Source organism: Amycolatopsis sp. NPDC049252, from assembly GCF_043197175.1.
In the GTDB taxonomy this organism is placed as follows: Bacteria; Actinomycetota; Actinomycetes; order Mycobacteriales; family Pseudonocardiaceae; genus Amycolatopsis.
This window is the reverse complement of record NZ_JBICSQ010000066.1, coordinates 1-20,160: the sequence shown is the minus strand read 5'-3', so window position 1 is coordinate 20,160 and position 20,160 is coordinate 1. Positions and strand designations below refer to the sequence as shown.

The following is a 20,160-nucleotide window of genomic DNA, read 5'->3' as shown; positions in this document are numbered from 1 at the left end:
ATGTCCCTGAACACTTTGCCCGCGTGCCTGCGGCACTGGGCGACGGTCAAGCCCGACGAGCCCGCGCTGACGTTCGCCGACTACAGCGCCGAACGCGACGGGCGGCGGCAGACCCTGACCTGGCGGCAGCTGGGCGAGCGCGTCGACGCGGCCGCGGGCGCCCTGCCGGTCTCCCCCGGCGACCGGGTGGCCGTGCTCTGCCCGCAGGGAATCGACTACGTCGTCGGCTTCCTCGCCGCGCTCACCGCGGGGGCGATCGCGGTGCCGCTGTTCGACCCCGGCCTGCCCGGGCACGCCGGGCGGCTCACCGCGGTGCTGGCCGACTGCGCGCCCGCGGCCGTCGTCACGACCTCCGCCGCGCGCCCCGCTGTCGAAGCTTTCCTCGACGGCGGCGGAGAGATCGTGGCGGTCGACCGCGCCGACGCGGCTCGTACCTGGCCCGCGCCGGAGGCGAAGGCCGACGACGTCGCGTACCTGCAGTACACCTCCGGCTCGACCCGCTCCCCCGCCGGTGTCGTGCTGACCCACGCGAACGTGCTCGCCAACGTGCGGCAGGCGGTACGGGGACTCGGGCTGGACCCGAGGGAGGCCACGACGGTCTCCTGGCTGCCGCTGTTCCACGACATGGGCCTGGTCCTCGGCCTGATCACGCCGCTGGTCCTGGGCCTGCGCTCGGTGCTGATGGACCCGCTGGCCTTCATCGAGCGCCCGGTCCGCTGGCTGGAGCTGCTCGGCGACCGGCCCGGCGCGTGGAGCGCGGCGCCGAACTTCGCCTTCCACTACTGCGCGAGCCGGGTGCGCGACGCCGACCGCGCCCGCCTGCGTCTCGGCCGCGTCGCCGGGATCATCAACGGCGCCGAGCCGATCAACCCGGACGTCCTCGACCGCTTCCACACCGCCTTCGCCGCGGCCGGCTACCGGCCCGAGAAGACCCGTCCGTCCTACGGCCTGGCCGAGGCGACCGTGTTCGTCACCACCGTCCCGGACGCCGCTCCGCGCGTCACGACGTTCGACCGCGACGCCCTCGGTGACGGGGTCGCGCGGGAGGCGGCCGGCGGTGTCCGGCTGGTCGCCTGCGGCGCGCCGGCGGGCCAGCACGTGGCACTCGTCGACCCGGAGACCGCCGTCGCGCTCCCGGACGGGTCGGTCGGCGAGATCTGGGTCCACGGGCCGAACGTCGGCGACGGGTACTGGCAGAAACCCCTCGACAGCACGGAAACCTTCGGTGCCCGGCTGACCGGGAACCACGGTGACCACAGTGGACTGCCGGAAGGGCCGTGGCTGCGCACCGGCGACCTCGGCGTCCGGCACGAGGGCGAGCTCTACATCGCCGGCCGGATCAAGGACCTCGTCATCGTCGACGGCCGCAACCACTACCCGCAGGACGTCGAGGCGACGGTCGCCGGGGCCGACCAGGCGATCCGCCCCGGCAGCGTGGCGCTGTTCGCGATCGAGGGCACCGACACCGAGACCGCGGTCGTCGTGGCCGAGCACCGCACTCACCGCGACCTGACCGAGCAGTCCGAACGGGACCTGGCCATGACGATCCGGCGGCTCGTGGCCGACGCGCACGGCCTGGCGCTGCGCGACGTCGTCCTCGTGCCGCAGGGCCACGTGCCCCGGACGTCCAGCGGCAAGATCGCCCGGAGCGCCTGCCGCGAGCGCTACCTCGCCCACGAGTACGGAAAGGCCCTGGCGCGATGAGAAACCCGTCGCCCGACGCGCTGCGCCGCTGGCTGCTCGACACCGTCGCCGAGCACACCGGCGTCGACGCCGCCCGCCTCGACCCCGACCGCCCGCTCGGCGACTACGGCCTGTCCTCCCGCCAGGCCGTCGGCATCGCCGCGGACCTCGAAGACCTGCTCGGCACCCGGCTGCCGTCGACGCTGCTGTGGGAAAGCCCGACCATCGACCACCTCGCCCGCAGCCTCACCGGGAGCGACGAACCGGACGTCGCGCCTTCCACCGACCGGCGCCGGACCGACCCGATCGCCGTCGTCGGCCTCGGCTGCCGCTGGCCCGGCGCCGACGGCCTCGGGGAGTACTGGGACCTGTTGTGGAGCGGGCGGGACGCCGTCCGGACCGCCCCGCCGGGCCGCTGGAGCGCCGACGCCGCCCCGGTCGTCGGCGGGTTCCTCGACGACGTCGCCGGGTTCGACGCCGAGCACTTCGGCATCACCCCGCGCGAAGCCGCGACGATGGACCCGCAGCAGCGGATGCTCCTGGAGGTCACCTGGGCGGCGCTGGAACACGCGGGCATCGCGCCGGCGTCGCTGCGCGGCAGCCGCACCGGTGTGTTCACCGGCATCGCCACCCACGACTACGGGCACCTCACCTTGGGCGGCGACGGCGTCGACCTGTGGACGGCCACCGGCGCGGCGGGCAGCATCGCGGCCAACCGGCTGTCCTACGTGTACGACCTGCGCGGGCCGAGCATGGCCGTGGACACCGCCTGCTCGTCCTCACTGGTCGCCGTGCACCACGCCGTGCGCGCGCTGCGCGACGGGGAGGCCGACCTGGCGCTGGCCGCCGGCGTCAACCTGATGCTGCTGCCCGGGCCGACCGCCGCGTTCGCCGCGGCCGGGCTGCTCGCCGGGGACGGCCGCTGCAAGACGTTCGCCGCCGCCGCCGACGGCATCGCGCGGGCCGAAGGGTGCGGGGTCGTCGTGCTCAAGCGGCTGGCCGACGCCGAGGTCGACGGCGACCGCGTGCTGGCGGTGATCCGTTCCTCGGCGGTGAACTCCGACGGCCGGTCCAACGGCCTGGCCGCGCCCAACCCCGTGGCCCAGCAAGCGATGCTGCACGACGCCTACCGCGGCGCCGGGCTCGATCCGTCCACTGTGGACTACGTGGAGGCGCACGGCACCGGCACCCTGCTCGGCGACCCGATCGAGGCGCGCTCACTGGGCGCGGTACTGGGCACGGGTCGCCCGGCTGACCGGCCGCTGCTGATCGGCTCGGTCAAGACGAACATCGCGCACGCGGAGGCCGCGGCCGGGATCGCCGGGCTGATCAAGGTCGTGCTGGCGATGACCCACGAAGAATTGCCGCCGCAGCTGCACTTCGACGCGCCCAACCCGCACATCCCGTTCGACGAGCTGCGGCTGCGGGTCGTCACCGAGGCGACGCCGTGGCCGCGACACGCCGGGCGCGCCACCGCCGGGGTGTCGGCGTTCGGGTTCGGCGGGACGAACGCGCACGTCGTGCTGGAAGAGGCCGCGCCGAGCCCGGCTTCGCACCGCGAGGGCGTCCGGATCGCGCTGGTGTCGGCCCGGACCCGCGATCGGCTGACCGAGCGGGCCGCGCAGCTGGCGACCTGGCTGGAGACGTCGCCGAGTTCCCTCGCCGACGTCACACACACGCTGTTCCGGCGCGACAACGGCGCCAAGCACCGCGCCGCCTTCGTCGCCGGGGACACCGCGGAGCTGGCGTCGCTGCTGCGCGCCGTCGAGGCCGACCCGCTGCCCGCGGGCGCGGCGATCGGCACCGCGCGGGACACGGAAGGCCCGGTGTTCGTGTTCTCCGGCCACGGTTCCCAGTGGGCCGGGATGGGCCGGGGGCTGCTGGACGTCGAACCGGCGTTCACCGCGCAGGTCGACAAGCTCGGCGACCGGTTCACCGAGCACACCGGGCAGTCGCTGCGCGCGCTGCTCACGACATCTCGTTCGCTGTCGCTGCCGGAAACCCAGGCGGCGATCTTCGGCACGCAGGTCGCGCTGGCCGCGCAGTGGGAGGCGCTCGGCGTGCGTCCCGCGGCGGTCATCGGGCACTCGCTCGGGTCGGCGGCGGCCGCGGTGGTGAGCGGGGCGCTGGACGTCGACGAGGCCGTCCACCTGGTGGCGACCCGGGCGCGGCTGCTGGGCACGGTTCCGGCCGGCGGGATGGCCGCGGTCGAGCTGTCACCGGAGGAGCTGGCGGCGTACCCCGGGGTGGAGCTGGCCGTCGACTCCGCGCCGCGGCAGCTCACCGTGGCCGGATCCGCCGAGGTCCTGGACCGGCTGGTCGCCGAACTGGAGGCCGCCGGCCGTACCGCGCGGCGGCTGCCGGTCGAGGTCGCGGGGCATTCGGCGGGTGTCGTCCCGGTGGTGGACGCGCTGCGGGAGGCCCTGGCCGAGCTGGGCGGCCGCCGCCCGGCCGTGCCCTGGTACGACACGGTCCTGGCCGACCCGCGCGAGCTGCCGGACTTCGACGCCGGGTACTGGGCCGCGCACCTGCGCCGCCCGGTCCGGTTCCGCGAGGCGGTGGCGGCCGCGGCCGAGGACGGGCACCGCACGTTCGTCGAGATCGCCCCGCACCCGATCCTGCGGGGTTCGGTGGCCCGGACACTCTCGGCCGCGGGCATCACCGACGCGGTGGTCACGGGGACGCTGCGCCGCGGCCAGGACGAGGTGCGCGCACTCGGCGCGGCAGCCGCGGTCCTGTACTGCGCGGGAACGCGGATCACGCCGGCCGACCCGCACGACGGGGCACGGCTGGCGGACGTCCCCCCGATGCCGTGGCGGCACGAGCGGCACTGGTTCACCTCGACGGCCGGGGGGCCTGCCGAGCTGAACCCCGGCTTCGGATCGGGGTCCGGAGCCGGGGCCGCCGTGCCGCCACGGGTTCCGCTCGGTGCCGCAGCCGCCGCGGGATCCGCCGGCCTGCTCGGTCCCGCGCCCAGTGCGGGGTCCGCGGCCGCCGAGCACCCGCCAGGCCCGCTCGATCGCACACCTCGCGCGGGATCCGCAGCCACACCGCCGCCTGTTCCGCTCGGTCCGGCCCCCCGCGCGGAACTTTCGGCCGCGGGGTCATCGGGTCCGGTCGATCCCCATCGCCGAAAGGGATCCGCGGCCATGCCGCCACCAGGCTCCGCCGGGCCCGAATCCCGCAGGGACACATCGGCTGCGGCGACACCAGATCCGCTCGAACCGGCAGCCGCCGCAGAATCCCCAGCCATCCTGCCCCCAGGCACTGCCCCCCGCAGTGAAGCCGGGCGGCTCACCGAGATCGTCGCCGCCGTCATGGGGTTGCGGCCCGATCGGCTCGATGCCGACGTTCCGCTCGTCGAACTCGGGCTGGACTCGCTGATGGCGAACCGGATCCGGGAGACCGTGCGGCGGGAGCTCGGGACCGAACCCGACGCCGCGGCCGTGCTGCGCGGGGCCACCCTCGCCGAGCTCAACCGGGATCTCGCGCTCCGGGCCGGTGAGTCGCCGCGGCCGGCGCGCGGGCGGGCGTGGGACGCCGCCGATCGGCTGGTGCTGCGGCTGTGGGCCGAGCACACCGGCGGCGAGCCGGGCGGCACGCACGTGCGGCTGTCCGGCACCGACCGGCCCGAAACCCTCGCCACGCTCCTCGCCGACGGACTCACGACCGAGCTGGACACCCCCGTCGGCGCGGCCGACCTGCTGCGGCACGACTCCCTGGCCGCCATCGCCGACGTCGCCCGGGCCGTGCTCGACACCCGGGAGGCACGCGGACCGGTTCACGTCCTCAAGTCGGGCGACACCACGCCGCTGCTGCTGTTCCACCCCGGCGGCAGCACGTGCACCGTCTACCGGCCGCTGCTCGACCGGCTGCCCGAAACCGTGCCGTGCCTCGGGTTCGAACGCGTGCCCGGGGCCAGCGTGGAGGAGCGCGTCGAACGGCTGCTGCCGCTGGTGCGCGCGACCCCGCCGCCCTACCGGCTCGCGGGCTGGTCGTTCGGCGGGGCGCTGGCCTACGGCGTCGCCGCGAGGCTCGCCGACGAGGGCCGGGAGGTGGAGCTCGTCGCGCTCATCGACACCATGCTGCCGCTGCCGGAGCCGGACCTCGACCCGCGAGCGTCGTCGGCGCGGCGGTTCGTGCGGTTCACCGGGTACGTCGAGGGCACCTACGGCCGGGCCGTCCGCCTCGGCCACGACGAGCTCGCACCGCTGCCCGAGGAGGAGCAGATCGAGCTGACCATGCGCCGGGTCGCCGAAGCCGGGCTGCTCAGCCCCGGCGTACTCCGCCACCAGCGTCAGTCCTTTTTGGACACGCTCGCCGCCGAACGGGCGGTGCCGCCGCGCTACGACGGCCGGGTCGTGCTCTACCGGGCGACCGAGCCGTACGCCGCCGGACTGGCCATGGAGCCGCGTTACTCGCGCACCGACCTCGCGGCCGGCTGGGCGGAGCTGGCCCCGGACCTGGAGATCGTGCCGGTGGCGGCGCACCACCTCTCGGTCGTCGACCCGCCGCACGTCGACGTCGTCGCACGGCACCTGGCCGGCCTGCTGTGCCCCTGACCCGGGACGGGGTCCGCGCGTGGCCGCTGCTCGCGGTGCTCGGCGCCGGGCTGTTCCTGGTCGCGGTGGACGCCACGGTCCTGCACGTCGCGCTGCCCGACCTCGTCCGGCAGCTGCGGCCGAGCGCGTCGGCGCAGGTGTGGATCGTGGCGATCTACCCCCTCACGGCCGCGCCGCTGCTGCTGCCGTTCGGCACGCTCGGCGACCGCTACGGCCGGCGCCGGGTGCTCGTGACCGGGTACGCGGTGTTCGGGCTCGCGTCGCTGGCGTGCGCGTTCGCCCCGGGCGTCCCGGCGCTGCTCGCCGCCCGCGCCGTGCTCGGCTGCGGCGGGGCGATGATCATGCCGGCGACGATGTCGCTGCTGCGGGAGCTGTTCCCGGAGCAGCGGCGCCGTCGCACGGCGATCGCGGTGTGCAGCGGGATCGCCGGCACCGGCTCGGTGTTCGGGCCGATCCTCGGCGCGGTGCTGGTCGAGGCGTGGGGCTGGCGCGCGACGTTCCTGGTGAACCCGCCGGTGATCCTGGCCGCCGTCGTGCTCGCCCTGCGCTGGCTGCCGCGGACACCGCCGGGGCGGCGGCCCTGGGACGGCGTCAGCGCGCTGCTCGCGGCGGGCGGGGTGTTCGGGATCGCGTTCGGCGGCCTGCCGGCGGTACTGGCCGGGAGTGTCCTCATCGGACTGTTCGTGCGGCGCCAGCGCCGGTCGGCCGCGCCGTTGCTCGACCTGGCGCTGTTCCGGCGGCCGGGGGTGCCGGGCGCGGTCGGCGGGGTGCTGCTGGTGATGAGCACACTCGTCGGGCTCGGGCTGCTGTTCGCGCAGTACCTGCAGCTGGTGCTCGGCCTGTCCCCGGCGGCGGCGGCGATGCGGCTGCTGCTGGTGCTCGGGGCGTCGGCCGCGGGCAGCGTCGTGGCCCCGGCGCTGCTGGAACGGTTCGGCAACACCCGCGTCCGTGCGGCGGGCTTCGCGGTGACGGCCGTAGCGCTGCTGGCCCCGGCGTGCGGGGCGGACGCACTGCTGAATTTCGCCTTGGTGGGCTTGGGTTTCGGGATGGCGCTGGCGCTGACGTCGAGCACGGACACGCTGCTGTCGGCCACGCCGGCCGCGGAAGCCGGAGGGGCGGCGGCGGTGGAGAAGACGGGCTACGAACTGGGCGCCGGCATCGGCACCACGCTGTTCGGTTCCCTGGCGGCGGCGGTGTACGCGGCGCACCTGGCGGTGCCGCCCGGTCTCCCCTCGGCGGCCCGTCAGCTGGCATCGGCCGGGCCGGCCCAGGCGGAGGTGGCGGCGGCGGGATTACCGGGACCGGTGGCTGCGGACCTCCTCGCGTCGGCCCGGGAAGCCTGCACGGCCGGGCTGCAAGCGTCGGCGGGGGTGGCGTGCGGAGTGTTCACGCTCGCCACGCTCCTGGCCGCCTTCCGCCGGTACCGGTCGTGAGTGGGAAACAGTGTTAGAACACTGTTTCCCACTCACGACCCCGCGCCGTCGGTTGGTCTCGGGGCCTCAGCGGAACCAGCCGCCGCCGCGGGCGGCCGGGCTGCGGGGCTCGATCGGCAGGGAGCCCTGGCTCGGGGGCCACAGCGTGGTCGCCGGGACGTGGCGCAGCCGGCTGCGCAGCGTGTGCAGCGGGAGCGGGCGGCGGCGGGTCAGCATCGTCGTGGTGCGGGGGTGGAGGTCGACGAACGGGTACGTCGCGTGCAGCGCCGCCAGCCGGCGTTCCAGGCGGAGGCTGCGGTCGGTCAGCTCGTCCGGGCCGACGACCGGTTGCACCACCAGGAACTCGCCCGGGCCGAGGCGCACCGCGCGGTCCAGCGGGCGCAGGCCGTCACGCAGGAGGTCGGCGATGTTCTGCTCGGTGTGCATGCGGATCCGGTTGCCGTGACGGTGTTCCACCGCGGTGAGGTCGTCGACCGTCACCAGGACCAGCCCGAGCGGCACCGTGTCCGTCGCGTCGCCGAGCCACGGCGTGATGCCCGCCAGGGTGGGCAGCCCCGTCTCCGGGTCGACCGGGCCTCCCGGCGGCGGCGCCGCGGAGCGGGTCTCGTCCAGCCGGGCCGCCACGTGCCGAATCGCCGCCTCCGCACGGCTTTCGACGTCGACCGCGGCCGGCGCCTCCACCGACGCCAGTACCTCGCCGACCTTGCGCCGCACCGCGGGCGGCAGCCGGTCACCCAGCGCGTCACGCAGCCGGACGACCTCGGCGTACGCCTCGTCGCGGCGCAGCCCCCAGCGGCCGCGGAACAGCCGGGCCGACTCGACCGTCGTCGCCTGCGGGTCGACGTCGTCGAGGTCCTGGGCCACCACGGAAGCGCCGAACGTCGGCGACAGCACCGCGACCGACCACTCGCGCGCCATGCCCTCGTCGGGGCGCAGCAGCACCGGGGTGACGCCGTGGGGCAGGTCCGGGCGCCCCGAGTCGACCATGCCGACCACGGTGACCGCAGCCGTCCGCGCGATCCGGGCGTACACCTCGCGTTCGCGCTCGAAGTAGGGCAGCCGCTGGAAGAGCGCGAAGACGACCGTGTCCGCGCCGCTGCCTTCGGCGAGCGCGGCGCGCTCCACCGCGTGGGACGCGGTCACCAGGGCTCGTTTGGACAGCACGCCGGCGCGGGCCGAGGACACGTCGGGCATCGGGTTCGCTCTCGCCGGGGGAAGGGAGACAACCACCGTAGAAGAACCCGCCGTGACCGAATAGACACACAATGGAGTGAACTCAGAAGTGTTCTCGCTCAGCCTCCTGGGCGACGACCGCGTCGAGATCCCGCAACCGGCGCAGGCCCTGAAGCGGCTGCCGCATCCGGTGGTTCCCGCGCAGCCGCTCGGCGTTGCGGTCGAGGAACGCCCAGTAGCCCGCGGTGAACGGGCAGGCGCGGGGGCCGGTCCGCTGCTTCGGGTCGAAGACGCAGCCGCCGCAGTGGTCGCTCATCCGGTGCACGTACGCGCCGCCGGCCGCGTACGGCTTGGTCCCGACGATCCCGCCGTCGGCGTACTGGCTCATGCCGATCACGTTGGCGGGCATCACCCACGGGAAGCCGTCGACGAACGCCGTGGCGAACCACGCGGTCAGCTCGGCCGGGTCGTAGCCGCGCTGGAGCGCGTGGTTGCCCAGCACCATCAGCCGTTCGATGTGGTGGGCGTAACCACGGTCGCGGACGCCGGCCAGCGCGGTCCGCAGGCAGGCCGCCTCGACGGCGTCCGCGTCCAGCTCCCGCCACCAGTCCGGCAGCTTCCGCCGCGCCTGCAACGCGTTGCGGCGCAGGTAGTCCGGGCCCAGGTGCCAGTACAGGTGCCACACCCATTCCCGCCAGCCGAGCACCTGCCGGACGAAACCTTCGACGCTCTCGAGCGGCGCCGTCCCGTCCCGCCACCGCTGTTCGGCCTGGCGCACGACGTCCAGGGGGTCCAGGAGCCCGAGGTTCAGCGGAACCGACAACAGGGCGTGTGCCATCGCCCAGTCGTGGGTCAGCATCGCGTCCTGGTGCGGCCCGAACACGGGCAGGCGGTGGTCGAGGAACCGGTGCAGCGCCCGCTGGGCCTCGTCGCGGCCCACGGCGAACCGGCGGGGCCCGTCGGCGCCGACGGGGAGGATCGCGCCCTCGCGCTCGGCCCGGTCCAGCTCCGCGCGGACGCGTTCGTCGATCGCATTCTCCCGCGGGTGCCACGGCGCGGGGACGTCGAGGCGGGTGGTCTTCGGCGGTGGCTCCCGGTTGTCGCGGTCGTAGTTCCAGTGCCCGCCCGCCGGCGAGCCGTCCGGTTCCAGCAGCACCTCGAACCGGCCTCGCTGGTCGCGGTAGAAGTCCTCCATGACGAACCGCGTCCGCCCGGAGGCCCACGCCGCGAAGTCCTCTTTGGACCGGACGAACCCCGGCGTCGGCAGGATCTCTTCGACGACGCCTTCGTCGCGCAGCCGCCGGACGAGCGCGTCCGCGGCGTGGGAGTTCGGCTCGTGCACCACCACCGGGCGGCCGAAGCGGCGCAACCCGGTCCGGTAGTCCGGGGCGTCGAGCAGGGTGACGCGGTCGCCGAGGTCCTCGGCCAGCCGGTACAGGGCGGCTTGCACCAGGTGCAGCTTCTGCCGGTGGAACGGCTTCGCGGCGAACGCCGCGGCCGAGCGGATCAGCAGCACGTCCCGGTCGCGGTGCTCCGGCGTGCTGTGGAAGTGCGGGCCGAGCTGGTCGGCGAACAGCCACAGAGCCGTCTGTCCTGACATGCGGCGAACCTAACGCGGACCGGCCGGCTCCGCAGGTCCGGCGGCGTACGTCCGCAGGATTTCCGTGGTGGCGCCCAGAAACCGCGCGACGCTCTCGGCGTGGTCCGGTTCGAGGCCTTCGGTGAGCCGGGTGATCGCGTCGACGAGCGGGGCCAGTGCGGTCCGGACCTCCGCGCGGGCCGGCTCGGTGACGGTGAGGGTGATCCGGCGGCGGTCGCTCGGGTGCGGGCCGCGGCGGACGTGCCCGGCCGCTTCGAGCCGGTCGACGAGCACGGTGGCCGACGCCGAGCGGATCTTGAGCGCGTGGGCGAGCTCGACGGTGCCCATCGGCCCGCCGCCCGCCAGGTGCTGCAGGGCCTGCACGTCGGTCGGGCCCAGCCCGAGCCGCCGGGCCAGGGCCTGCTGCACGTCGTGCGCGAGCGCCAGGAGTTCCCGCAGGGCGAGGTTCACCCGTAGCGCGACGGAGCTGTCTTCCACCCGGCCATCCTAGAGGTCGCTAGACAATCTAGCTAATTTTGCTAGATTGTCTAGCGACCCCGAAGAGAGGCACGTCCGTGGACATCCGTGCGATGAACGCCGAAATGGCGGCGAAGCTGAGCGACGCCCCCGCCGAGACACCACCCGAAGGCGGGTACGCGCTGCGCGTGGTCGAGACGCGCGGGCGCAGCACCGGCACGCCGCGCCAGGTTCCCCTCGCCGTGGTCGCCCGCTCGAACCGCCACTACCTCGTCTCCCCTGTCCGCGACCGCGACTGGGTGGCCAACCTCGCGAGCACGCCGGAATGCGCGCTGCTCTCGGCGGCCGGACGTCAGGAGTGCCGGGCCGAGGAGGTCGGCGGCGCGGAGGCGGCCGAGGTCGTCGCGACGTACCTGGCGGCGATGTCGGTGCCGTGGGCGATCAAGGCGTTCCCCGTCGCGCAGGACGCGACGCCCGCGCAGATCCGCGAGCACCTGCCGGGCATGGCGGTGTTCCGGTTGTCGGACGAGAACTCGGGCAAGGACGAGCGATGAGCGTCGCCATCGCCGGCGGCGGCCCGGGCGGGCTGCTGCTCGGCTACCTGCTCGCCCGCGCCGGCGTCGAGGTCACCGTCCTCGAGTCCCACGCCGACTTCGACCGCGACTTCCGCGGCGACTCCCTGCACCCGTACACCCTCGAGCTGCTCGACCGCCTGGGCCTGGCCGGCGACCTCCTCGAACTCGACCACTTCAAGGCGCGCTCGTTCCGCTTCCACACCCCGGCCGGGACGTACAGCTGCGCCGACTACGACCGCCTCCCGACGCCGTTCGGCTACATCGCCCTGATGCCGCAGGTGCGGTTCCTCGATTTCCTCGCCGAACGCGCGGCCGCGCTGCCGACGTTCACCCTGCGCACGAGCGCCAAGGTCACCGGCCTGCTGGAGGACGCCGACGGGACCGTCACCGGCGTCCGGTACCGGGGCGGCGAGCTGACGGCGTCCCTCGTCGTCGGCGCGGACGGCCGGTTCTCGACCGTCCGCCGCCTGGCCGGGCTGCCGGCGAAGCCGCTGGGCGCCACGACGGACCTGCTCTGGTTCCGGCTGCCGCGCTCCCCCGCCGACCCGGGCGACGCCGACCTCGACCTGTACTTCGGGCGCGACGCCTACGTCGGCGTCCTCGGCGGGGTGCGCGACTGGCAGGTCGGGTACAGCATCGAGAAGGGCAGCTACGCCACCCTTCGGGACAGAGGCGTCGAACCGATCCGCGCGTTCCTGCGCGAGCGCGTGCCGTGGCTCGCCGACCGGGCGCACCTGCTCACCGACTTCACGCAGACGACGTTGCTGTCGGTGGACATCTCCCGCGTCGAGCGGTGGCACCGGCCGGGCCTGCTGCTGCTCGGCGACGCCGCGCACGTGATCTCCCCGGTCGGTGGCAACGGGATCCTGATGGCGGTCCAGGACGCCGTCGCGGCGGCGAACCACCTGGTCCCGGCCCTGCGCCGCGGCGAACCGCCGGACCTCGCCGCGATCCAGGCCGACCGGATCCGGGCGATCGAGCGGGTGCAGGCCGACCAGGTCCGCGTCGAAAAACGGTCGGCGGCGGCCCGCGCCCGCGGCCGGAGCGCGGCCCCGCCGGGCTTCCTCCGGACGCTGTTCGCGATCCCGGCGCTGCGCACCCGCGGCGCCCGGAGCAACGCCTACGGCCCGTTCCCGCCCGCGCTCGACGAATCGGTTCTCGCTCAGCGCCTTCCGTCGTAGGACGTCCAGCCGCCCTGACCTTCGGCGGCCTCGACGTCCGCGTCCGCCGTCGCGGCGTGGGTCATCGCCGCGACCGTCTGCTCGAGCCCCTTCTGCACTTCGCCGCCGTCGGCCTCCCGGACGCTGTGCAGCGTCACCGTGATCCGGGCCGACGCCGGCCCGGCGTCCTCGACGCGCAGCTCGCCGTGGTAGTCGTCCGGCCCTTCGGCACCCCAGCTCAGCGACCGCGTGGCCGCGTCGGTGTGCAGCCACGCCTCGCTTTCGACGCGGTGGCCGTGCACTTCGGCTTCGACGTGCACGCTCTCGCCCCCACGCGGCTCGGCGACCTTCATCTGCGGGAAGTACCGCGGCAGGTTCTCGGGGCGGCTGAGGAAGGCGAACAGCTCGTCGGCGGGCAGGTCCGCCGTCGCGGCGTGCTGGTACTCGGTCATTCTCGGCTCCTCGGCGTCGGCGGCTTCGCCACGCCGGTTACCCAGGTGGTACCGGTTCACACCCGGGCGGTTGGCGAGGCTTCGGGCGGGGAATCCGGATTACATGACGCGCACCGAACCCGCAGCTCCCGTGCCGAGACCGGGGCCAGCCCCCGTCCAGGGCATCGGCATGCTGATCGGCCTCCTGTTCCTGGTTCTCGGCGCGTGCGAGCTGATCCCGGGGGTCACCGCCGATCACCGGCTGTTCGGCGTGTTCGCCGTCTCCGGAGCGTGGACGCTCGTGCACCTGCTCACCGGGGCCGTCGCCGTCTTCAGCAGCCGTTCGTCCGCGCTGGCCAGCCGCTTCCTCGTGGCGGGCGGCGTGCTCTACGTGATTCTGGGGATCGCCGGGCTGCTGCCGCTGCCGGACGCCGTCGACGACTTCATGCCGATGAACACCGCGGGGGTCTGCCTCGCGCTGGGGCTCGGCACCGCGATGGTCATCCTCGGAGCGGGCTGGCTGCGGTACGCGCCCGGTCGGGAACGCTGAGGAACTCCGGGCGCGGGAAGCGCACCAGCGCCGCGGCGAGCAGCACCGCGAGTCCGAAAAGGACATAGCCGTTCCCGGTCAGCTGCTGGAAGAACGACCAGTGGCGCTCCACCTCGCCGCCGCGCGGCCACCACCACTGCGGCCCGGCCACGAACAGGACCGCGCCGGCGCCGGCGAACACCGCGAGCCCGCGCCGCCGGGTGCGGCGCGCCAGCTCCGCCCAGCCCAGCAGCACCACGACGGCCCACACCCAGTGGTGCGTCCACGAGATCGGCGAGACGAGCAGGCCGCCGAGGGCGTTCACCCCGAGCGCGACGGTGCGCTCCCCCGCCACGAGCGCGCGTCGCACACCCACCGCCGTCACCACCAGCACGACCGCCGCCAGCGGCAGCCACCACCCGATCCGCGCGTCGGCGGGCACCCCGGCGCGGGCCAGCAGGCCCAGCAGCGACTGGTTGCCGGCGTAGGTCGGCTCGCCGACGCGGCCGGTGTCCCAGAGCGCCCCGGTCCAGTACCGGACCGAGTCCGCCCCGGCGAGCAGGAACCCGAGCGCCGTCGCCGCCAGGAACGTCACGACGCCGACCACGGCGGCCCGGACGTCCCGGCGGAGCAGGAAGTACAGCAGGAACACCGCCGGGGTCAGCTTCACCGCGGCGGCGACGCCGATCAGCAGTCCGCGCGGCCACTTCGGGGTGTCCACCAGGACGTCCAGCACGACGAGGGCGAGCAGCAGCAGGTCGATCTGGCCCGCGTACACCGTGCGCAGGACCGGCTCGAGCACCTCGGCGAGCAGCAGCACGGCCGTGATCCGCCGCCAGCCACGCAGTCCCGGCGGCAGCACGCCCAGCGCGCCGAGCACGGTCGAGAGCACCACGGCCAGCAGGCCGAGCGTGACCAGCGTCAGCACGAGGCAGGCCAGCCAGTACGGCAGGATCGTCAGCGGCGCCAGCACGATCGCCGCGAACGGCGGGTAGGTGAACAGCAGGAACTGGCCGTCCTGGGTCTGCGGCAGCGTGCCGTACAGGGCGTCGCCGTGCAGCAGCGCGGCCGAGCCCAGCCGGTAGACGTCCAGGTCGACGCGGTACGCCGGGAACCGCACCCGGCCGCCGGTGACCGAGAGGAGCAGCGGCACCAGCAGGAGCAGCTGCGCCCCCAGCAGCACGTACCTGTTCCCCAGCCGTCGCCGCAACCCCCGCACGCGCGCCCCCTTCGTCTCCCACCGCATTCTGTCGGGTCGCCGGGACTGCGCCATCCGGGTATCCCCCGGATCCACCCCGGGGAAATCCGGTTGCCGGGGGTGAGCCGACCGGCCAGCCTGGGCCGATGGGCACTCCGGGCGGCTTCGCCTACCGCGTCGACGAGCGCGGCACCGTGACGATCACCCACCACGGCCGTCCCGCCGGGACGCTCCGCGGGGGCGCCGCCGCGCGCTTCCTCGCGGCCGCCGAGAAGGGCGGCGACCCCCAGCTGCTGATGGCGAAAGCGACGGGCAACTACAAACACGGCAACGAACGCCAGGCCCGCGACCACGCGCGCAACCGAGGGCGCTGAGCCGGCCGCCGCGGGCATACCCTGTCCCCCGGCGTCCCCGGGGGCGGGGCGCCGGGGGGTGAGGAGACGATGGGCGAGCTCGCCGGGCGCGACTGGGAGCTTTCCCTGCTCGTCGCACGGGCCAGGAAGGCCGCGGCCGGGGACGGACAGGCCGTCCTGCTGCGCGGACCGGCCGGGATCGGGAAGACGCGGCTGCTCGCGGCCGTGCTCGACGAGCTCGACCACGTCGCCGCCACCGTGCTCACCGCCCGCTGCCCGGAGTCCGGGTCCGCCGCCTACCAGGCCGTCCGCGAGCTGTTCGCGCCGCTCGGCCCGGCCGCCGCCGAGTCCGCGCCGCTCGCCCGGCCGGCGCTCGCCACCGGGCGCACCGACCCGGCCGGCGACACCTACGCCGTGATGCACGGCCTCTACTGGCTCGCCGCCGACCGCACCGCCGACGGGCCGCTGGTGCTCGCCGTCGACGACGTCCAGTGGTGCGACGAAGCCTCGCTGCGCTGGCTCGGGTTCCTGCTGAGGCGCGCCGAAAACCTGCCACTGCTGGTCATCCTGACCCAGCGGACCGGCCACGGGACGCCCAGCCCGGCGCCGCTGGGCGAGCTCGGCTGCGCGGCCGTCGACCTGGGCCCGCTGCCGGAGGACGCCGTCGCCGACGTCCTCCGGGCCCGGTTCGCGACACCGCCGGAGCCCGCCTTCGCGGCCCGCTGCGCCGAGGTGACCGGCGGCAACCCCTTCCTGCTCGACCGCGTCGTCACCCGGCTGCGGGCCGGGCGCGTCCCGCCGGACGACGCGCACCTGGCCACGCTCGAGGAGCACGGTCACGACGTCGTCGCGCGCACCCTGCTGACCCGCCTGCCGCCCGCCACCCTCGCCGTCGCCCGGGCCATCGCGGTGCTGGACGGCGAAGACCTCGAGCTCGTCGCGGCCCTCGCCGGCACCCAGCCGGGGCCGGCCGCCGCGGCCGTCCGCGCCCTGCGGGCCGACGACCTGCTGCGGCCCGACGACCTCCGCTACACCCACGACCTGATCCGCACCGCCGTCCTCGACCCGGTGCCGGAGGCGGAGCTCGCGGCCCTGCGGACCCGCGCGGCGACGCTGCTCGACGTCCGCGGCCGCGCCCCGGAGGACGTCGCCGTCCTGCTGCTGCTCCTGCCCGGGCCGCCCGAGACGTGGATGGTGACGGTGCTGCGGGAAGCCGCTGCCGTCGCCGAAGAGCGCGGCGCGCCCGCGGCCGCCGCCCGGTACCTGGACCGCGCGCTCGCCGCGGACCAGACGCAGGCCGCGGTGCGGGCCGACCTCGCCCGGGTGCTCGCGCAGGTCGATCCGCCCGCGGCCCTGGCCCACCTGGAGCGCACCCTGGGCCTGGTCCCCGGCCCGCGGGAGCAGGTGCCGCTGGCGGTGCAGTACGCGATGACGTCGATGAGCGCGCAGAACTCGCTCAAGTCGTTCGAGCTGGTCGGCACGGTGCTGGACGCGCTGGAGCGCGAGATCGGCCCGGATCCGGCGCCGGCGGACCGGGCGCGGCGGGCGATCGCGCAGTCCGCGCTGATCATGTCCGGCATCGACGAGAAGAGCACGGTCGGGCCGGTGGCCGAGCGGTTCCGCGATCTGACGCCGCCGCCGGGTGAGACGCCGGAAGAGCGTCAGCTGCTGGCCATGCTCGCGACCCTGCGCACGCTGCGGGGCGCGCCCGCGGCCGGTCTCGCCGCCGAGGCCCGGCAGGTGCTCTCGGTCGGTGACGTCGCCCCGGGCGGCTGGTCGGTGCTGGGCGCGGTGCTCACGCTGCACCTCGCCGACGAGACCGCGACGTCGCTGGCCGCGCTCGACGGGCTGCTCACCCACGCGCAGCGCTCCGGTGAGGCCTGGACGTGCGCGGTCGGCGCGAGCATGCGCGCGCTCGTCCGGCTGGGGACCGGGGACGTCGCCGACGCGCTCGCCGACGCCGAGTTCGCGCACCGGATCGTCACCCAGGAGTCGTGGGGCGAGAACGTCGCGATGACCCAGGCGGTGCTGGCCTCGGCGCTGGTCCGCCACGGCGATCCCGCGCGGGCGCTGGAGGTCGCGCGCAGCGTCACCCGGCCGCGGATCGACCGGTTCACGCTCGAGTACCACTGGCTCCTGATGGCCCGGGCCCAGGCGCTGGCCGGCACCGGGGACGCCGAGGGCGCGCTCGCCGACCTGTTCGCCTGCCGCGACAGCCTGGCCGAAGCGGGCATCGGGAACCCGCTGTTCGCGCCGTGGTGGTCCGACGCCACCCGGCTGCTCCAGCACCTCGGCCGTGACGGCGAAGCGTGGCCGGCCGTCGAGGAGGCCGAGGAGCAGGCCGCCACCTGGGGCACGCCGCGCGCGCTCGGCATGGCCCGGCTCGCGCGCGCGGTCCTCACCCCGGGCGACGCGGGCCTGGACCTGCTCGCCGAGACCGCGGACCAGCTGGCGGCCACACCCGCGCGGCCGGTGTACGCGGAAGCCGAGTACCTGCTGGGCCGGCGGCTGCTGGAACGCGGCGACGCCAAGGGCGCGCGGGACCGGCTGCGCCGCGCCATCGACGTCGCCGTGCGCTGCCAGGACCGGCCCCGGCTGGACCTGGCGGTGACGGCGCTGGCCGACGCGGGCGGCCGGATGCGGCGCGGCACCGGCTCCCCCGCCGACACCCTCAGCGGCAGCGAGCGGCGGGTCGCGGAGAAGGCCGCGGCGGGCGCGACCAACCGCGAGATCGCCGAATCGCTGTTCCTGACGGTCCGGACCGTGGAGCTGCACCTGACGAACGTGTACCGCAAGCTGGGCCTCAAGGGCCGAGCCGGCCTGGCCGGCGCCCTGCAACGGCCGCCTTCGCCGCGGTAGCGCGTTTTCCTCGCTGCGGGTGCTGTGTGCAGCCGCCCCGGCGGACACCCTTCTCGCCGCGGACTCGCGCGTGCCCACCACGGTGCGCTGCGAGGACCGACCGCCCTCGCCGCGCACCACACCCGGACAGGTCCACCGGGCCGGTCATACAGCCGAGACAGGGACCTCGCCGCTCCAGCGAGCACCCCACCCACCGCAGCCTCGCGCACGCCCACCACAGCGCGCCCTGCACCGACCACCCTCACCGCGAAGCACCCCACCCGGACAGGTCCAGCGGGCCCGGCCATGCAGCCGAGACAGGGACCTCGCCGCTCCAGCGAGCACCCCACCCGCTGCGCGGTCGCGCGTGCCCACCACAGTGCGCGGCCTGCACCGACTGCCCTCTCCCGGACAGGTCCGCCGGGCCGGTCACGCGGCCGAGACAGGGACCTCGCCGCTCCAGCGAGCACCCCACCCGCTGCGCGTTCGTGCGTGCCCACCACGGTGCGCGCCCTGCACCGACTGCCTCGCCGCGAAAGCGCCTCCGGGAGATGTCCGCCGGGCCGGTCATGCGGCCGACGCGGGGACCTCGCCGCTCCAGCGGACACCCCACCGTAGACGCGCACGCCCACCACGGTGCGGGGCGAGGACCGACCGCCCTCGCCGCGATAGCGCCCCTCCCGGGCAGGTCCGCCGGGTTGGTCGTGCAGCCGAGGCGGAACCTAACCGCCCCAGCCGGCTGCAGACTCGCACGCGGCGAGGCGAGCACCTCGGCATGCGGATAACCAGCGCCCTTTCCGCGCCGCCCGGGCTGCGGCATGCTGGCCACGTGGCCTACGACGTGCAGAAGATCCGCGAGCACTTTCCCGCGCTGAGCGAAGGCGCCGCCCACTTCGACGGACCGGGTGGTTCCCAGGTCCCCGACGTCGTCGGCGAGGCGGTGGCCGGCACGCTGTGCTCGGCGATCGCCAACCGCGGCTTCGTCACGCCCGCCGAGCGGCGCGCCTCCGACGTCGTCGCCAAGGCTCGCCAGGCCGCGGCGGACCTGCTCGGCGCGTCCCCGGAGGGCGTCGTCTTCGGCCGGAGCATGACGCAGCTGACCTACGACTTCGCCCGCACCCTGGCCAAGAACTGGGGCCCCGGCGACGAAGTCGTCGTCACCCGGCTCGACCACGACGCGAACATCCGGCCCTGGGTGCAGGCCGCCGAGGCCGTCGGCGCCACCGTGCGCTGGGCGGACTTCGACCCCGCGACCGGCGTCCTCGCGACGGACGCCGTCGCCGGGCTGCTGACCGAGCGGACCCGGCTCGTCGCCGTCACCGCCGCGTCCAACCTGCTCGGCACCCGGCCCGACGTCACCGCGATCGCCGCCGCGGCGCACGACGCCGGTGCGCTGGTCTACGTCGACGGTGTCCACCTCACCCCGCACGCCGTCGTCGACGTCGCGGCGCTGGGTGCGGACTTCTACGCGTGCTCGCCGTACAAGTTCCTCGGCCCGCACCTCGGGATGGTCGCCGCCGCGCCGGCGTTGCTGGAGACGCTGCACCCGGACAAGCTGCTGCCCGCGACGGACGCCGTACCGGAACGCTTCGAGCTGGGCACCCTCCCGTACGAGCTGCTCGCCGGGACGACGGCGGCCATCGACTTCCTCTCACACCTCGATCCCGGTCCCGGCCTGCGCCGCGAACGGCTGCCTCGGTCACTGAAAGCGTTGGAGGAGCACGAAAACGCGCTGCTCACGCGCCTCGAGACGGGCCTGGCCGCCATCCCCGGCGTCACCCAGTACGGCGCGCCCGACCGGCACCGCACGCCGACCGTGCTGTTCTCCATCAAGGAGGTCGCCCCGCAGCAGGCCTACATCTTCCTGGCCGAGCAAGGGGTGAACGCGCCCGCGGGCACCTTCTACGCGATCGAGACCGCCCGTCACCTCGGGATCGGCGACGCCGGCGCGGTGCGCGCCGGGATCGCCCCGTACACCACCGAAACCGACGTCGACCGCCTCGTCTCCGGCGTGGCCGCGCTGGCCGTCGGCTGAGGGTCGTGGGGGGGGGACACTGTGTTTAACATGGTTAGACAAGCACACCCCGAGCGGGGCCGGGGGGTGGCGGCCGGGCGGGGGGGGCCCCGGGCCCCCCCCCGGGGGGGGCGGGGGGGGGCCGGGGGCCCCCC

At 75.2% G+C, this 20,160-nt stretch carries 14 protein-coding genes; 9 read left to right on the top strand and 5 right to left on the bottom strand.

Features of this window, described 5'->3' with window-relative positions:
* From ACGFMK_RS38270 to ACGFMK_RS38260, 3 genes are read left to right on the top strand one after another with little or no spacing between them, the layout of a single operon-like run.
* Positions 1-1,704: a fatty acyl-AMP ligase gene (locus ACGFMK_RS38270; protein WP_392773947.1), complete on the top strand. Its 1,704-nt coding sequence runs from the start codon at positions 1-3 to the stop codon at positions 1,702-1,704.
* Positions 1,701-6,245, top strand: a complete 4,545-nt coding sequence (locus ACGFMK_RS38265) for a beta-ketoacyl synthase N-terminal-like domain-containing protein (protein ID WP_392773945.1) — start codon at positions 1,701-1,703, stop codon at positions 6,243-6,245. Before ACGFMK_RS38270 ends, ACGFMK_RS38265 begins: the two co-directional genes overlap by 4 nt.
* Positions 6,236-7,678, top strand: a complete 1,443-nt coding sequence (locus ACGFMK_RS38260) for an MFS transporter (protein ID WP_392773944.1) — start codon at positions 6,236-6,238, stop codon at positions 7,676-7,678. Before ACGFMK_RS38265 ends, ACGFMK_RS38260 begins: the two co-directional genes overlap by 10 nt.
* Before the next feature lie 66 nt (positions 7,679-7,744).
* Here the strand turns inward: ACGFMK_RS38260 and ACGFMK_RS38255 are convergent, their stop codons facing one another.
* From ACGFMK_RS38255 to ACGFMK_RS38245, 3 genes are all read right to left on the bottom strand, one after another.
* A complete protein-coding gene (locus tag ACGFMK_RS38255) occupies positions 7,745-8,872 on the bottom strand; it encodes a DICT sensory domain-containing protein (RefSeq protein WP_392773942.1) in 1,128 nt (375 codons plus the stop codon).
* An 82-nt stretch (positions 8,873-8,954) separates the two neighbouring features.
* Complete coding sequence (locus tag ACGFMK_RS38250; RefSeq protein WP_392773940.1) at positions 8,955-10,451, bottom strand: cryptochrome/photolyase family protein; 1,497 nt, start codon at positions 10,449-10,451, stop codon at positions 8,955-8,957.
* Between the two features lie 9 nt (positions 10,452-10,460).
* Positions 10,461-10,928, bottom strand: a complete 468-nt coding sequence (locus tag ACGFMK_RS38245) for a MarR family winged helix-turn-helix transcriptional regulator (RefSeq protein ID WP_392773939.1) — start codon at positions 10,926-10,928, stop codon at positions 10,461-10,463.
* Positions 10,929-11,005: 77 nt separating this feature from the next.
* On the opposite strand from ACGFMK_RS38245, the gene ACGFMK_RS38240 reads away from it, so the two are divergent.
* Together ACGFMK_RS38240 and ACGFMK_RS38235 are read left to right on the top strand one after the other, a co-directional pair.
* Positions 11,006-11,461 carry a nitroreductase/quinone reductase family protein gene (locus ACGFMK_RS38240; RefSeq protein WP_392773937.1) on the top strand — a complete coding sequence of 152 codons (456 nt, stop codon included), beginning with the start codon at positions 11,006-11,008 and terminating at the stop codon, positions 11,459-11,461.
* A complete protein-coding gene (locus ACGFMK_RS38235; RefSeq protein ID WP_392773936.1) occupies positions 11,458-12,663 on the top strand; it encodes an FAD-dependent oxidoreductase in 1,206 nt (401 codons plus the stop codon). Before ACGFMK_RS38240 ends, ACGFMK_RS38235 begins: the two co-directional genes overlap by 4 nt.
* Here the strand turns inward: ACGFMK_RS38235 and ACGFMK_RS38230 are convergent.
* Positions 12,645-13,094, bottom strand: coding sequence for an SRPBCC family protein (locus ACGFMK_RS38230; protein WP_392773935.1), 450 nt, complete (start codon positions 13,092-13,094; stop codon positions 12,645-12,647). The two genes, ACGFMK_RS38235 and ACGFMK_RS38230, sit on opposite strands and share 19 nt — an antisense overlap.
* A gap of 169 nt (positions 13,095-13,263) precedes the next feature.
* Here ACGFMK_RS38230 and ACGFMK_RS38225 point away from each other — a divergent pair, with 169 nt between their 5' ends.
* Positions 13,264-13,623: a DUF4383 domain-containing protein gene (locus ACGFMK_RS38225; protein WP_392773934.1), complete on the top strand. Its 360-nt coding sequence runs from the start codon at positions 13,264-13,266 to the stop codon at positions 13,621-13,623.
* Here ACGFMK_RS38225 and ACGFMK_RS38220 read toward each other — a convergent pair.
* Positions 13,574-14,821, bottom strand: a complete 1,248-nt coding sequence (locus tag ACGFMK_RS38220; protein WP_392773932.1) for a glycosyltransferase 87 family protein — start codon at positions 14,819-14,821, stop codon at positions 13,574-13,576. The genes ACGFMK_RS38225 and ACGFMK_RS38220 overlap by 50 nt on opposite strands.
* 125 nt (positions 14,822-14,946) lie before the next feature.
* On the opposite strand from ACGFMK_RS38220, the gene ACGFMK_RS38215 reads away from it, so the two are divergent.
* The 3 genes from ACGFMK_RS38215 (at position 14,947) to ACGFMK_RS38205 (ending at position 20,026) form a co-directional block, all read left to right on the top strand.
* Positions 14,947-15,174 carry a hypothetical protein gene (locus ACGFMK_RS38215; RefSeq protein WP_392773930.1) on the top strand — a complete coding sequence of 76 codons (228 nt, stop codon included), beginning with the start codon at positions 14,947-14,949 and terminating at the stop codon, positions 15,172-15,174.
* Positions 15,175-15,243: 69 nt separating this feature from the next.
* Positions 15,244-18,012 carry an ATP-binding protein gene (locus ACGFMK_RS38210; RefSeq protein WP_392773929.1) on the top strand — a complete coding sequence of 923 codons (2,769 nt, stop codon included), beginning with the start codon at positions 15,244-15,246 and terminating at the stop codon, positions 18,010-18,012.
* An 808-nt stretch (positions 18,013-18,820) separates the two neighbouring features.
* Positions 18,821-20,026: a cysteine desulfurase-like protein gene (locus tag ACGFMK_RS38205; protein ID WP_392773927.1), complete on the top strand. Its 1,206-nt coding sequence runs from the start codon at positions 18,821-18,823 to the stop codon at positions 20,024-20,026.
* Positions 20,027-20,160: the final 134 nt, after the last annotated feature.